Annotated in this window: 6 protein-coding genes; 5 read left to right on the top strand and 1 reads right to left on the bottom strand. The window is 58.3% G+C overall.

The window, feature by feature from the left end; genetic code table 11:
* Window positions 1–30 precede the first annotated feature (30 nt).
* A complete protein-coding gene (locus Q0K43_RS00210) occupies window positions 31–9,657 on the bottom strand; it encodes an InlB B-repeat-containing protein (protein WP_297288551.1) in 9,627 nt (3,208 codons plus the stop codon).
* 1,421 nt (window positions 9,658–11,078) lie between these two features.
* Here Q0K43_RS00210 and Q0K43_RS00205 point away from each other — a divergent pair.
* The 5 genes from Q0K43_RS00205 (at window position 11,079) to Q0K43_RS00185 (ending at window position 15,745) form a co-directional block, all read left to right on the top strand.
* The gene (locus tag Q0K43_RS00205; RefSeq protein WP_297288550.1) at window positions 11,079–11,591 is read left to right on the top strand and encodes a GNAT family N-acetyltransferase; all 513 of its coding nucleotides are present in this window, start codon (window positions 11,079–11,081) and stop codon (window positions 11,589–11,591) included.
* A gap of 37 nt (window positions 11,592–11,628) precedes the next feature.
* Window positions 11,629–12,072 carry a GNAT family N-acetyltransferase gene (locus tag Q0K43_RS00200; RefSeq protein ID WP_297288549.1) on the top strand — a complete coding sequence of 148 codons (444 nt, stop codon included), beginning with the start codon at window positions 11,629–11,631 and terminating at the stop codon, window positions 12,070–12,072.
* Between the two features lie 848 nt (window positions 12,073–12,920).
* Window positions 12,921–13,370, top strand: coding sequence for a GNAT family N-acetyltransferase (locus Q0K43_RS00195; RefSeq protein ID WP_297288548.1), 450 nt, complete (start codon window positions 12,921–12,923; stop codon window positions 13,368–13,370).
* A gap of 394 nt (window positions 13,371–13,764) precedes the next feature.
* Complete coding sequence (locus Q0K43_RS00190) at window positions 13,765–15,387, top strand: RNA polymerase sigma factor (protein ID WP_297288547.1); 1,623 nt, start codon at window positions 13,765–13,767, stop codon at window positions 15,385–15,387.
* 166 nt (window positions 15,388–15,553) lie between these two features.
* Window positions 15,554–15,745, top strand: coding sequence for a hypothetical protein (locus Q0K43_RS00185; protein WP_297288546.1), 192 nt, complete (start codon window positions 15,554–15,556; stop codon window positions 15,743–15,745).
* Window positions 15,746–15,763 lie beyond the last annotated feature (18 nt).

The following is a 15,763-nucleotide window of genomic DNA, read 5'->3' as shown; positions in this document are numbered from 1 at the left end:
TAAGCGGTCCCTTTGCCCCAGGATGGATGATTACGGAGCAATGTTTTCGCAGAAACGGGTGAGGACCTCGGCCACTTCCGCACGGGTGGCGGTGCCGGTGGGATCGAGAAGCCCGCCGCCTTTGCCCTTCAGCAGGCCGGAGCCGCAGGCCCACTGTACAGCGGGGATGGCCCACTCGCTCACGTCAGAAGCGTCGGTGTAGCTGAGGATATTGGTGTCCTCGCCCACGGAGACATCGTAGCCCTTGTACTGGGCGTAGCGATGCAGGATGGTGGCCATCTGCTCACGGGTAATGTCATCCTCCGGGCCGAAGGTGTCGTTGCCATAGCCCTTCACGATGCCGTTGTCCGCGGCCCAGTTCACCGCTTCGGTGTACCAGATGCCATCCTCCACATCCAGGAACACATCGGAGGTGTTCTCCGGACTGTTTTCCAGACGCCACAGGACGGTGGCGATCATGCCGCGGTTCAGGTTGAGGTAGGGAGCAAACAGCCGGCTGCTTATGCCGTTCATCATGCCGTGGTAGTACACATACTCCACAGAGTCGTGGAACCAGTCGCCTGCATCCACATCGTCGAACAGGTCTTCCACCGGTGTCCGAACGGCGAACTGGGCGGTCACGGTGACGGCCGCGGCAGGCATCTGGAATTCGTAGGTGCCATCGCCCTTGTCGCTCACATCCACGCTGACGCCGTCGGCATCGGTAACGGTGATGGACTCCAGGACGTAGCCCTCATTGGGCGTAACGGTGATGATAACAGGCTTGCCGGAGGCGGCGGACTCCGGATCAACAGTTACGAGGCCGTTGTCAGCCTGCTCCACGGTGATGTCGTAGGTCTTGACGCTGCTGCCGCCGCCGCCGCCGGAGGGCTGAACATCAAATTCAGCCTTCACAGCGATGGCCTGCTCGTCGCCCACCACGGTGTAGGTGCCGCCGTTGGGGAAGCTGACGCCGTTGATGGTGAGGCTCTTCAGACGGTAGCCGCTCTCCGCCGCGGCGGTGATGACCAGCTCGTCGCCGGCCTGGAGGCCGGTGTTGGCGGGCAGTTCCACATCGTTGCGCTTCACGGTGACGGTGCCGTTGGCCCCGCAGTCAACCACCAGCGGGATACCGGCTACCGTAGTGACGTTCAGGTCAATGTCGTCCTGCACATTCAGAATGGTTACGGTCCAGCTGCCGTCGGGATTGGCTTTGATCTCCGCGTTCTCGTCAGCCACCGTCACCGCCGTAATGGCATAGGTGGCCTCGGGCTTGACGGTAAAGGTCAGGTCGCCGCCCTTGCGGATCTCGCCGGCCGGTTCGGTGTCGTCGGGGGCGCGGGTCACATTTTCCACGGTGTAGCCGACGCCGTTGCCGGGAGTAGTAAAGCCCGCATAGGTCTCAAACTCCACGGTGATAACGGTATTTTCGGCCAGGTAATCCAGGATCAGGGTTTTGGACAGGGGGTGCATGGAGAGGCCCAGGGTCTCCAGATTGTCCTTGGTGACGGTCTCGCCGTTTACCGTCCAGGCCTTGACCATCTGGCCGGGATCGGGAGCGGCGGTAATGACCACGGTGCTGCCGCCCACCAGCTGGACCGCGGTATCATAGGTGATGTCGGTCTCGCCGGATGCACCGGTGGCGCTGCCGCCGGCGCCGGTGACGGAATACTGGATGGTGTAATAGGTAGCCACGGCAAAGTCCGCACCCACCGCAATATCGTCGGTCACGGTGAGGGTGATGGTGCTGACGGTCTGGCCGGCGGCATCGCCGGTCCACTGGTCAAACATCCAGTTGGCGTCGGCGGTGGCGGTGAAGGTCACCTCGGTGCCGTCGGGCACCGTGTCGCCGGAGACGATGGGCTGGCCGCCCGCCGTGGCGGTGAGGGTGCCGTGCTGGGGTTCCGTGATGGTAATGGTGCGCTGGGGAATGGCCTCCAGGACCGCCTGAATGGTGAGCGCCTGGTCCAGGGCTGTCACAGTGGCGGTGGCCTTGTCGGCGCTGATCACTGCGTCGGCAGGCAGGCCGGTCCAGCTGGCCACCCGGTAGCCCTCAACCGGCTGCACGGTAAAGACCACTTCCACGCCGCCGGAGAGCAGGTCGCCGGAGGCAAAGCCTCTGCCGCCCGCCGTGGCGGTAATGGTGCCCATGGTGTCGTCGCTGACGCTGTAGGTCACTGCAAGATCCGGCGTGGCAATGAACCGGGCCTCCACAGTCGCGTCCGCGGCCGCATCGCTGAGGGTATAGGTCAGGTCGGCGGCGCTCTCATCCTTGACGCCGTCCACATACCAGCCGTCGAAGTTGAAGCCGGTATTGGCCTGGGCGGTGAAGGTGACGCTGGTGCCGAAGTCCACATAGCTGCCGCTGGTCAGGGTGGCGGCAGGCGTGCCGTCCACCGTACCGGTGGCGCTGATGATGCCGTTGGCGGCGGAGAAGGTCACAACGGGTTTCTTCGCGAAGACAACCGTAAAGTCGGTATCTTCAAAGATCTCGTAGGTGGCACTCTGCTCCCCGTTAGCCTTGGTATCGTTGGTGTACAGAGCGTTATCCTCGCCTGCCGCGCTGATGCTCTCCACCACATAGCCAGCTTCCGGTGTGGCAGTGATGGTAAGCTCCTCATCGTAGCGGACGATGCCGCTGATGTCAGCGGTGCCGCCGGCGCCCGGGATCACCTGGGCATTCAGTTCCTCGCCCCACAGCTCTGCCGCTACGGTGACGTTGCCGGTGGGCGTCAGGGTGAAGGTGGTGTCGGTGATGGGGGTGCCGTCCTGGTCGGCCTGTACGACGCCGTTGACGGTCCACTGCTTCACTTCATAGTGTTCATCGGGCGTTACGGTGAAGGTTACAGGCAGCACGGTGGCGCCGCCGCTGGTAAAGGGTTCCGTCCCTCCGTCGTCCGTGGGCGTGACAGCCTCCAGAGTGCCGTTGGCAGGCTGATCGAAGAACACCTGGGGCGCGCCCGCCTCAAACTGGACGGTGACGGTCTTGGCTGCATCCGGAGTCAGGGTCAGGACGGCGGCGGTGTAGGTCTGGCCGTTGGTCTGGTAGACCTTGCCGTCCACGGTCCATTCCTTCACCCGGTAGCCGGCATCGGCGTCAGCGGTGAAGGTGACGGTGCCGCCCTCGTAGACGATGGTGCTGCCGGTGATGTCAGCATCCACATCCTCGTCAGTGGCGTAGTCGTCCATTCCCTTGCGCTCCACGTCGGCGGCCAGGGTACCGAAGTCGCCGCTGCCGTCGTCGTTGGTATCCACCACGGAGAAGCCGATCGGATACTCGTCCAGAGCGGTCCAGGCCTGGGGAACGGTTCCGTCAGCAGTTACCCGCCGCACGGTGTAGGTCATGGTGTCGGTGGTGGTGCCGTCACCGTCGATGTAGGAGGGGCTGATGCTGCCCAGCGACCCTACCACATAGCCCTTGTCGGGCGTGAGGGTGACGGTGATGGCGGTGCCGTAGTCCACATAGTCGCCGTCCTGCACGACGGTGTCAGCCACGCCGTTGACGGTGCCCTTGACCTCCACGGTGCCGCCGGTTTCGTCCACAATGGTGAGCACCGGCTTCTTGGCGATGGTGACGGCGACGGCGGTGTCGCCGGTCAGGCTGTTCAGGATGGCAGTGGTGCCGCTGGGCACTACATTGTCACTCCACTCCACCACATAGTAGGCGTCATCCAGAGTCAGGGTGAAGTCCACGCTGGTGAAGGCGGTCTGGTATCCTCCGCTGGTGAGTTCCAGGCCATTGCTGGCCGCTTTCAGGCTGGCGGCAGCTTCGGCAGGTACCTGGCTTCCGTCCGCCATCCTGACAACCCAGGACAGCTGGTAACTCTGAGCGGTGGAGACCTTCACACGGACGTAAAGGGTCTCGCCGGTAAAGTTATGGATGGTGATGCTCTCCTGGCTGCCGGAGCCGGGGATGGTAGTCCAGTCGGTGCCGTTGGTGCTGCTCTGCCACTCGGTCACCCGGGTGTTGTCGCTGCCGCCCTGGATCTGGGCGGTAAGCACCAGACTGCTGTTCTGCTGGACGGTGTAAGCGCCGTCTTCAGGCTGGAGTACAGTACCCTCCAGATCCTTTACTTCCACCGCGGCGGCGGAGGTGACCTGCTCGCTGGCATCCACCGCGTCGCCGATGACCACCTTGGTATCGGCCTTCTGGACAAAGTTTACAATTACGGTGCAGCCTTCGGAGATATCCTCCAGGACCAGCACATTCTCGCGGTAGTTCTCGCCGGTGTCCCAGCAGAAGGTCATGCCGTTGACCGTCCAGTAATCCACCATGTAGCCCTCGTTGGGGACGGCGGTAAAGGTGAGGTCAGCGCCGTAGGCGACCTGGCTGCCGGAGGTAATGGAGTTCTGGGAACCGTCCTGGGCGGTCACGCTGCCGTTTTCACCGGCGCTGAAGGTGACCTGGTTCTGGCTGTTGGTAAAGGTGACATAGACGGTGACGGCATCGCTGTACTGGCTGAGATCCAGGGTCAGGGTCTGGCCGCCGTTGGCGAAGGACTGAATTCCTTCGGTCTGCTCTGCGTCATTGACGGTCCACTTTTCCACCACGAAGCCGGCGGCGGGGGTGGCGGTAAACTTTACGTCATTGGTGACGGAAACAGAGGTGCCGGAAGTGATGCTGTACTCGTTGCCCTCGATCCGGCTGGCGGTAACGGTGCCGTTCTCGCCGCCGGAGAAGTTTACAGGCACTGTGTCGGCCTGCCGGTACAGGGTCCCCGAACTCAGGACCACATTGTAGCGGGACTGAAGGGCCGTGGCCGCCGCCCCTGTTTTCCAGGACAGAGTCACGGGGAAGTTGCCGTATTTGCCGCTTTGCAGGTTGCCGTCGGCCCCATAGAGCTCGCAGGAAACCTGCACGGCGTCGGTCAGCGCAATGTCCTGAATCTCAGGTTCGGCCGTGACGGTGATGCCGCTGAGCGTCTCCGGGATGCCGCTCTCCGACCAGGTGGGCGACAAAGTCGCGTTGGCCTTGGTGATGGTGAGCGCGGCCATGGCGACGACCTTGCCGTCAACCTTTGCGGCAAAGGAATAGCTGCCTGCGGCGGTGGGTGTGTAGGAAGCGCCGGAGAGGGGGCTGCTGCTGTTGTTTAAGAAATATGTTGCATTGCTTACATCCGTCCACGAACCAGGCGTACCGGTTGCGCCGGCTGCGGTCCGGCTCTGGAGGGTCAGGGTAAAGGCCTGACCGTTGCTGTAGGTTGCACTGGAGACGATTTCTCCGTTACGCTTCACCAGGAGTTGGTACTCGGTCGTCTGGTCATCGCTGGCCACTTCCCGGGCGTAGTAGTAGCAGGTGGCGCTGCTGGAGAGGGTGGAAACCGTGGAACGGGCTGTGGCCGTGATCTCATAGAGGCCGGGCGCGTTGGCGGTCCATGTGACGCTGCTGCCGCTGGCAGCGGAAAGGGACGTCTTGCCGCCGGTGGGGATGTGGGTAATGATATAATCCACAGTGGTGCCCACACTGGCGCCCTCTCCCTTTGCCACCGTGGAGGACAGGGTGATCTGGGTACCCGATGTAGGCTCCGTCTTGGTGATGGTGGTGGAGACTTCCTGCAGCGCCGTCACCACCGACAAAGAACCGCTGTCGGCGTACTTTACTTGAATCGTTTGGGGAGGCTCGGAAGTACCCTGAGTCTCATAATACAGGCCGGTATCAGTCTCATACCAGAAAATTGCGGACGCCGCGGTGTTTGCGCCTGTATAAGTCTCAAACTTATAATAGCCGTAGCCGGGCGTGTTGGCGCCGCCGTCATAGATGTCGGTATCGCTGGACTGGTCCACAATGATGGAATTTGCATCATTTTTGTACACTCTGCGGATATCGGCTTCATCATCGGGCTGTGTGGGAAGCTCCGTGTAGGTGTAGGTACCGGGCTGATCCTGAACCTCTGCGCGGGTGTAGTACTTGCCGGCCTCCTGCTCATACCAGTACTCGGTTGTGGGCTTGCCGTCACTAAACAGATAGCTGCGGTAGTAGGTAGTGGTGACAGCTGTATCCCCCTCACCGGTGGTCACGGTCGCCGTCTGCAGGGTAGTCCCGTCGAAGCCTGCCGGAGCGGTGTACGCCGTCTTTGTTCCATTGTTGTTGTAATAGTAACCCTCGCTGCCCGTGGTGAGCGCGTCGCCTATGGTGTAGCTGCTGCCAGACTGGGTGGCCTTAGCATAGCTGTTGCCTCCCAGGCCGCTCTTTACACCCACATAGACGGTGGAATTATCCTTTTTATACTCATAAATGGTATAATCGCCTACCGTCACCGGCAGGTACTCATAGGCGGTGGACGGGGTATTGGTGACGGCATTGTAGTCCGGCAGACCTGTGTAGGGCGTCGCCTGTGTGCCGCTGCCATCGAGCTGGCCAGACACAGACAGAGTGGTGGTGGTATCTTCACCCTGGAGTACCAGGGTGGCAATGGGGCTGTAATAGTATTCCGGCGTTTGATCCGATGTGGGGGCGATGACGATGCATCGCAGGGCCGCGCCGTCCATCTCGCCGTCGATGGAGTTCATGACCAGGGTTTTGGCCGCGGCGCCGGACACCGTACCGATGCCCTGGTTCTCCTCGCCGTTGGTGAGGTTCACCCAGCGGCTGCTGCCGGGGGCGCGGATCTGCCAGGTGTAGAAGGTATTGCCCCGGGGATTGTACACGTTGGCTGTGATGCTTGCCGTTTCGCCAGTGGAACTCAAGGTCAGCGTGGAAAGGGAAACGGTCACATCGTCGGCCCCATCGGTGGTGGTGCGGGCCGTCACGGGGGAACTGTCCACCGAGACCTGCTCCGCCCCGGCGGCATCATAACCCACGGCCCGGACCACATAGGTGTAGGTGGTGCCGGGATTCAGGCCGGTGACGGTGTAGCTGTCCACATTGCCGCTGACCGAATCCACCTGCATATAGGGCATACTGGAACTTTCCAGCACCCGGTAGATCCGGTACTGCTGGGCGGTGCGGTCGCCATGCTCCCAGCTCAGGGTCAGGGAGTCGCTGGTTACGTTGTCCACGCTGAGATCCACCGGGGGAGAGGGCGGCGCCACAACATTGGTCACCAGATAGCCCAGGACCGGTATGGTGTTGTCGTTGATCTTATGCTGGAAGGCAATGAACTTCCACTGGAAGTCATAGCCCTCCACCTGCTGGCTGGTGACGGCGCCGGACTTGGTGACTGTGCTGCCGTTAACGGTGGTCTGGCTGTGGCTCTCGCTGTAGCCGGCCTGGACGCCGGCCTTGGCGCCGCCGGCCTTGCCCCAGACGCTGACCGACACGTCCAGACCGTACTCGAAGGTCTCCTCGGTCTCCTTTCCGGTCTCCAGGCTCTGGGTCACGGTACCCTGGCCGTAGTACTGCACCCAGCCGTTGGGGGAGGTCTGGGTATTGGCTTGACCGTTAACAACGCCATTCAGGGAGGTGGAGTCGGAGCGGTAGCTGAAGGGGTTGCCCGGCTCGCCCAGCAGGTCGTCGCTGACCACTTCCAGGCCGTACCCGGGGGCGATGGCGTTATATTCCGACACCGGGATCATAGAGGTGGCGGGCTGCTCGCTGCGGAAAATGGCCAGCGTCTCCCCGTTCTGATCCTTATAGTGGTAGCAGGCCACCGGGCAGCGGTAGACCACGATCAGGTTATCGCCGCTGTCGTTGGAATACTCGATGCCCCACTCGATGCTCTGGCTGGAGGCGGTGGAGGAGGTAAAGCTGGTGTCGATGCTGGTCTCCGCGCCGCCGCCGAAGAAGAGACCGTCCACTTCATATCCCACCGTGATGCCGGCGGAGAAGCCGGTACTGTCTTCGCTTCCGCTGCCGCTGGAGGTGGCTGTGCCGTAGGTGGTGGCGCTGTTGCCCGTATCGCCGCCGTTGATCTCGGCAAAGTAGGGGGGCGCTTCCAGGATGGCCATCACGTCCGGCTTGCTGTACTCCCGCTTCACTTCCGTCAGAGTCAGCACCAGGCTGTCGTCATCCACATCCAGGGCGTGCAGGGTGATGTAGAAGCGGTCCCGCTTCTGGAAGCCCAGCGGCCCATCACCGGATTCGCTGAAAGAAAACTCGCTCGCATTGCCTTTGTTCTGAATAAAGACCAGGTCCGACCAGCTGTTGTTCTTGCCGGACTGACGCAGGGAGGTGGCGCAGAGGATCTGCTCCCTGCCCTCCCGGTTGCCGTCAAAGTTACCGGCGGTCACCGCCTGGATATGGGCGTTGGTCACTTCGGTTCCGTTTACGCTTCTGGGGGCGTCATCAAAATGGCTGGGTGTATATACCTGGTCAAATCCGTCTTTATTTTCGTTCACTCGGAACACGGAGCCGGAAATAAAGACCGATTCATTATAGGACAGGCCCCGGTCTGCAAAGGCCTGGACCGGCAGCACATTGTTGCAGTCATCGCCTTCGTAAAAGCCGGTTTTTGTAAAACCGTTGGGCGTCAGCTGCTCCTGGAAGCGCACCGAGTAGTTGGCCACCATATTTTCTCCGGCCTTGCCGGATTTCATGGAGTCCACCCCTACCACCACAGCGCCCAGCCAGTCATCTGACGGGATATCGATGTTCCACGCGCCGTTGCTCGCGGGGTCCTGATAGCCGGCGGCGATGATCTCGGGGTAATCCACGCTGCTGTCGGAATCGGGCGTCATAATATTGCCCACGGTAGAGGAGGCCCAGACCAGGCGGTTCGCCTCATGGGCGCCGCCGCCGGAGGTGGTGCTCAGGTCCAGTTGGTAGGACTGCTGCCAGGTCCCGTTCACTCTGTCAAAGATGAAAAGCTGGGAACCCAGGTTGCCGGTTTTGCCGGTATCGCCGCTGCCTACCACATCGTTCATGCCGGCGGTGAGGATCAGCTCGTCATAGCCGTCCCGGTCCACGTCCTCGGCCAGCATATGTACCATGGGCTGGTTATGGGGGTTATCCCTGTCCGCATTCTCGGGGAGCGAGACGCCCAGTAAATCCAGCACATTTTCCTTGGGGCCGAGAGAACCGTCCCGTTGGAGGGTGGAACCGTCTACTGTGTAGCGCCAGATGCAGGGATTCTGCCCCAGAGCGGGGACATAGACCAGGATGCTGTCCTTCCCGGTCCCGTCAAAGTCACCGGCCACCACGGAGATGGCGCCCCGGAGCTGGTAGGTATTGAGTTTATCCACCTGGTCGATGCCGGCGCCGCTGGCCACCAGAACGGAATTGGTCACCCGGTTGCCGTTGCTGTCGGTGACGAACAGGTCCAGCCTGCTGTTGGTGCCGCCGCCGGTAAAGGCATAGTTCACCACATACTCGTCCTTGCCCGTCCCCTTCATGTCCATGGGGGCGGTCTCCACGAACTTGTAGGAGCTGGACTGGTACGTCAAACTACTATTATTTCCATCTCCTATAAAGTCCCAGACCTTCTGCTCCACGTTTGCACCGGTCCAGTCGAAGGTCTTGGTGGCGCGGGCATTGGAGTCCCTGCCCGCGGAGACGTAAAGCTCCGCAAAGGTCATGACGGAGGTAGCGGAATTCAAACCGCCGCCGAAGGGGGAGTTTTTCTCTGCCGCTGCGGCCTGTTCGTCTGTCCAGTCCTCCATTTTGATGCCGAAGGCATCAACCGTGGCGTCCTCGTCATCGGCCGCCTTTGCAGCAGGGAGCCAACTGCCCATATTCGGCAGCATCCCTGTCAGCAGGACCAGCGTCAGGACCCAGGCCAGCAGGCGTTTCGTTCGTTTCATGTGCATTCCTCCTTACATATTCATCTCGCTTCCGTACATCCAATACTTCAACCTTACTTTATCATAATTTTTCAAAGACGCCTATTACCCGTTTTACCACCCTGAACGGGTCATATCTGCGAAGACTTCCCAACGGAGGCCTGCCGTCCCGGGGCAACTCATTGCTTGAGAGCCTGGCAGGGCAGTCTGCCGCTCAAAGGGCGGGCGATCTGCGGTTCGGCCGTGTGGGGCGGTGCGGGTACGGTGGGGGGGGACTTTTTCCGGTTGCCTTGGATTTTCGGAGGGCGGGCAAGGGCAGCCTTGCATACTCCCGCTTGGTGCAGGCCCCATCCGGTCCCGCAATGACTGGGATGCGCCCGGCGCTGCGGAGCGGGCGGACCTCTCCCGGCCCATACGCAATCAGAATGGGCAGAAGCGCAGGCCGCCTGCCGGTGAGCGGGGTATACGAACTTTCGTAGAGTTCGCGTGGGCCGATGCAGAAAATCTATGCGGCGCAATGGTTTTCCGTTTTCTGGATAAGCCCTTTTCTGAATATATATTTAAGGAAGAGACAATTTTCTGCCGCCGCTTCGCGGCGCTGGATGCAAGGAACCCATGCGGGCAGTATGTATCCCCGCGGGTGCAGCGCCGGAGGGGGCCGCCTGTTCAGGACCTGGAGCAGAGGCAGGCAAACTGATTGCGGGCGGAACAGAAATGAACCAAAGAATCCAACATAAAGCAGATGAAACGCCTGGCGGGATGTGGTATAATAAATGCCGTTAAACAAGGCTTGCGGGGGCCGCACCATGTTTTGAACTTGCCCCGTGCCACTTTTGCTGTTAAAGGATGAAATCGTATGGTTCAATATAACGCTGAGCGCCGCACCATGACGCTGCATACCGAAAATACCAGCTACCAGATGAAGATTGATGCCACCGGCGTGCTGCTTATTTTTGTGACCGCAAATTGACCGCAAAAAGTCCTGAAAAACAAAATAGAGGAGATAGAAACACAAGATATTGATAATGCCACTCAAATAAACCCACTGCATATGGTAGAAACCGCGAATCTGTAATCGAGTGGGAGTGAGCTGAGTAAGCCCCCCGTCGGACTCTGCAACGCAGAGTCCGACGGGGGGCTTGTGTGTATGGAAGCACACCATCTGCGTTCCATACCGCTTAAGAGAAGGCCAAGGTGGAGAACAAGGCCCTGCGGCAATTTCCGCCGGCTATGAGCGGGTCAAGCGGGTCTTTGGCCCGGAGCAAGTGGCGGCGGCAGTACACAGGCCGACAAACAACGGGAACAGGCGGAGAAAGGCCGTAAGCGGCCCCGGCGTTCTATTGACCGGGAAGGGCGGTAAAAATATAGATTTATAAACAACTGTATGATATGCTATTATAACTAATAGTCAGCACGACAACTTTTCTTTCGTGAGGTGTCTTATGCAGATTAGAAAAGAAAAACCAAGGGATTATAAAGATGTATATTCTCTTGTGAAGATTGCCTTTGATAATGCTGAACATTCTGATGGAAATGAACATGACTTAGTAAATGATCTGCGGAAAAGCGATGCATTTATTCCAGAATTATCACTGGTTGCAGAAGCAGATGGAAGAATTGTTGGGCATATCATGTTTACAAAGGCGAATGTCGACGAAGAAACTGTAATAGCATTAGCGCCGCTGTCCGTTTTGCCAGAATATCAAAGGCAAGGCGTAGGAGCTGCTCTGATAAAAGAAGGGCACAGGATTGCTGCTAAGTTGGGGTATCCATATTCAATCGTGCTAGGCAGCGAGAGGTATTATCCGAGAACAGGGTATCAACCGGCAAAGAAATTTGGAATAAGAGCGCCATTTGATGTAACAGACGAAAACTTTATGGCGTATAAATTAAAAGACGATGTGCCACCTCTTTACGGTACATTAAAATACGCAAAAGAGTTTGGTGTCGAATAAATCAATTAAAACAACTGGGAATTATGAAGAAATTACTATGAAAATATATGAAGTCAGTGAAAGACCCGCTAAATTGGTGCAGCAACTTCTACAAGTGTGGGAGAAGTCTGTGCGGGCGACTCATCTTTTCCTATCCGACGAGGAAGTGAAAGCCATCAAAAAATATGTGCCGCAGGCATTAAGCGGTATCGCCCATCTGCTGATTGCGGAGAACGAGGCGGGAACGCCTTTCGCCTTTATGGGGATAGAAGATGGGGTGCTTGAAATGCTTTTCATTACCCCGGAAGAAAGAGGACGGGGGTTGGGAAAACAACTGATCCACTACGGGATCGAAAACTATGGAGTAGAGCGGCTTGCCGTCAACGAACAAAACCCGCAGGCAAAAGGCTTTTATGAACACATGGGGTTTCAAGTCTACAAGAGAACGGAAACAGACGAGCAGGGAAACCCCTATCCTCTGCTTTATATGAGCCGGGAGTAACCGTCAAACTCGGAGATGGTGGCAATCCCAGGAGGGGCCGTCAATGGTCAAGATGAACGGCGCACAAGTGCGCCGCCATTGACCGCCCCTCCTGGTCTTGCTCTGCGGTTATCAAGGCGTACAGGCCCCAAAGGAGCTTGCCCGCCTCTTTTTATTTTGGGCGGAGGTCAGCAGTCGAAATTGGCCTCAATTTGAGGCCAATTTCAGCAGAGACTTGCGAAGCCTGGAACCCTTGAAATCTCTTGCTTTCTGTGATACTATTTTGATACTAAGAAAACTGGTTGCCCCAAATAATAGGTGAAATATTAACATATTTGCGAAAGTTTTTCCTACAAAATTACCTCAAATACACCCCCATATATTTGAATTTGCCGAGTGGGAATGAACTGAGTAAGCCCCCCGCCGGACTCTGCAACGCAGAGTCCGGCGGGGGGCTTGTGTGTATGGAAGCACACCATCTGCGTTCCATACCGCTTAAGAGAAGGCCAAGGTGGAGAACAAGGCTCTGCGGCAATTTCCGCCGACTATGAGCGGATTAAGAGAGCCTTTGGGCCCAAGAGGAGCAAGCAGACAAGTCCCGAATGCGGCCGCGGCGCACCTCCGGTTGTGATGCCCGAGAAAACAGATGGATTTATATATAGTCTTGTGCTATACTTTATCAAATCACAAAAGTAGGTGTGCCTCAGTTAAATAAGGTGAAGGAGAGAAACAATTCCACAGGCTTTCTGTGTTTATAAATAGATATTATAGTTGAAAAGGAGTTGTTCACTATGATGATGAGATATATTTGGAGCGACGAAAATTGGAGGGCAACTCTGAGATAGCCCTCCTGATTATGGAGGAAAGCTATGAATCATATTACTTTGAAGAGAATTGACGAATCAAATTTCATTGATTGCTTCAACTTGAAACTTGCAATGGGACAGGAGAGGTATGTTTCAAGTCCGATCCGCAGTCTTGTACAAGCATATATCTATTACAGCCAATGTGTGCCATTTGGAATTTATGCAGAAGATAAAATGGTTGGTTATGTAATGGTTCTCTATGATTATGACGAAGAAGTATACAATATTTGGCACATGATGATTGACAGCGATTTTCAGGGGAATGGCTATGGTAAAGGCGCATTGCAGGAAGTACTCAAATACATTGCCTCAAAACCCTTTGGGAATTCCAAAACCGTTTTAATGACCTGCAATCCCCAAAATGAAGTGGCATATAGGTTATATCGCCAAATTGGATTTACGGAAACCGGCAGAAGTGATGATGACGAATTGGAAATGGGCATAACCCTATAAAACTCATATTTGCAGAATCCTTTTCTGCGAACTCGTGGCAAATATGCGCCCATATCATTGGATTTACCAAATAGGAGTAACGGTGAAAACTCAGGGAAGTCTTGCAGTGAAAGACTTCCCTGGGTTTTCTTTTTGCTTTTTCAAGTGTTTTGTCTGGAGGCATTGATCCTGTGGCTGCAAATGATTGCACCGCGAAGGAATTGGTGCTAAAATATTTACGAAAACACAAAACCGATGGGGACTTTGCCGGCACTATATCCTGTAAACCGCATAAAGGAGGCCCTGTCGGTGAAATACATACCACTTTTCCAGTTTCTTCGCCGCTGCCTCCTGATGGACGCGAAGGAACACACCCCGCCCTGGGCGGGAGACGGCAGCACAGGAGGATTGTTTGATGAGGACAGAGAAGGAACAACTTCGAGAACTTGTGGAACAAGGCAGGAGGGGAGATCCACAAGCCCGGGAGACGCTGGTGCGCCTTGCCCAGAACAAAGTCTACTACCACTGCAAAAAGATGCTGAAGAAGGAAGAGGACGCCCAGGATGCCGCTCAGGATGTGCTGATCGCCATGCTGACGGGCCTTGACAAGCTGAAGGAACCCGCCGCCTTCTGGGGCTGGGTCAACGGGATCACGGCAAACCGCTGCCGCCACCTGCTCTCAGCCCCCCACACGGAGTGGCAGATCCCGGAGAGCGAGGAGGGAGACTCCCTGCTGGACAGTGTGGAGGACCTGGACGAGACGCTGGTGCCCGAGAAGGCGCTGGACAACGAGGAGACCCGGCGGATGATCCTGGATCTGGTGGATGCCCTGCCGCCGGAGCAGCGGATGTGCGTGCTGTTCTACTACTACGACGAGATGAGCGTCCGGGAGATCGCCCAGGCCATGGACACCAGCGAGGGCACGGTGAAGAGCCGTTTGAATTACGCCAGGAAGTCCATCAAGGCCGGCGTGGAGGACTACGAGCGCAAGGGCGTGAAGCTCTACAGCGTCAGCCCCATCCTGCTGCTGCTCTGCTTCCTGCGGCGTGAGGCGGAGGGTACCGCTCTGGACGGTACCGCCGCAGCAGCCATGGCCGGCCGGGTGCTGGCCCAGGCGGGAAGCGCCGCCGGAGCGGCTGCCGCTGAAACAGCGGCAGGAGGCGCGGCAACCGGCGCTTCCACGGGGGCCGGGGCCGCCGGTACAGCTGCGGGAGCCGCCGCGGGCATCTCCGTCAAAGTGGTGGCCGCCGTTTTGGCCGGGGCAGTGGCCATCGGCGGCGCGGCGGTGGGGCTCGCCTCCCGATCCGGTCAGGCCGAACCGGCGGCTCCGGCGTCTCCGGAGGTCCTCCAGTCGGAGGCGCCGGAGGACACTTCCTTCGGGGCAGTCCACGGCTTTACCCTGGTGGCCCCCCGCTCCTACGAGGACGTTCCTCTGACTGCCGTGGTGGGGGATCCGGCGCTGGAAACCCTCTCCTCCGTCGGCGGGCTCACCCAGCCGGACATTACGGTGAGCGAGCCGGATGGGGAGGGGTATGTGACTTATACGATCCGCTATACCAACACCGCCCAGGTTCGTATGGGCAACCCCGGCAGCGCCTCCCTGGCCTTCACCATCCTCACCCAGGAGTACGGCCTCTACGACTGGTACACCGGCCAGCTCTACTTCCCGGATCAGAGGGCGGACACCGCCGGCCAGGACCAGGCCGGGGGGGAGAGCCAGGTGGAGTACGGCGGAGAGACCGTCCCCATTACCTATGAGAAGCAGTGGACCAGCGGCATTGACTACGGCGACTGGCAGGAGAGTAACCAGCCCGGCCTGGACCGGGAGATCACCGTAGATGCCTACCAGGACGTAACCTATACCGTCCGGGTGCCGGAGGGCTACGACGGGGTACTCCTGGGGGTCAATATTGTGGATGACCCTGACCCCGAGCGGGCCATCCAGTCCGAATGGGACCTGGACATGGACGATCCCACCCACTACGAGTTTGTCCGCCTCAGCGACCACGCCGGGGCGCTGGGAGAAGTGGCAGGTTAAAGGAAATGGTCGGGGTCTGACCACCACCGGAAAAAATTTTAAAAAAATTGCAGATTCATAAAACCGATGGAACGCCCCGCGGCACTATTACACAGAGAGCGCGGGGGGCCGTTGGAGTTCCCGCCTCCATCCATATAATCTGATGCAACAAGGAGAGGTATGAACGATGAAAAAGATGATGGCTCTGATCGCTGCCCTGGCCATTGCCGCCAGCCTGACCGCCTGCGGCGGGCACTGCAAATCCTGCGACAAGGCGGTATACAAAGACGGCTACTGCGAGTATCATTACGCCCTGAATGCAGCCCAGGATCTGGTGGACGACGCCGCCCAGGCCGCTCAGGACGCCCTGTTCGGCTGAGTGCCGCAAGACAGATAG

It is taken from the genome of uncultured Flavonifractor sp., from assembly GCF_944383115.1.
Taxonomy (GTDB): Bacteria; Bacillota; Clostridia; order Oscillospirales; family Oscillospiraceae; genus Flavonifractor.
Note: the sequence above shows the minus strand (reverse complement) of the source record. Positions and strands in the feature narration are given on the sequence as shown.

Bases quoted from the DNA above. Each gene is read 5' to 3' on its own strand.
- Q0K43_RS00210 (WP_297288551.1), bottom strand. From the start codon at position 9,657: ATGAAACGAACGAAACGCCTGCTGGCCTGGGTCCTGACGCTGGTCCTG.
- Q0K43_RS00205 (WP_297288550.1), top strand. From the start codon at position 11,079: ATGCAGATTAGAAAAGAAAAACCAAGGGATTATAAAGATGTATATTCT.
- Q0K43_RS00200 (WP_297288549.1), top strand. From the start codon at position 11,629: ATGAAAATATATGAAGTCAGTGAAAGACCCGCTAAATTGGTGCAGCAA.
- Q0K43_RS00195 (WP_297288548.1), top strand. From the start codon at position 12,921: ATGAATCATATTACTTTGAAGAGAATTGACGAATCAAATTTCATTGAT.
- Q0K43_RS00190 (WP_297288547.1), top strand. From the start codon at position 13,765: ATGAGGACAGAGAAGGAACAACTTCGAGAACTTGTGGAACAAGGCAGG.
- Q0K43_RS00185 (WP_297288546.1), top strand. From the start codon at position 15,554: ATGAAAAAGATGATGGCTCTGATCGCTGCCCTGGCCATTGCCGCCAGC.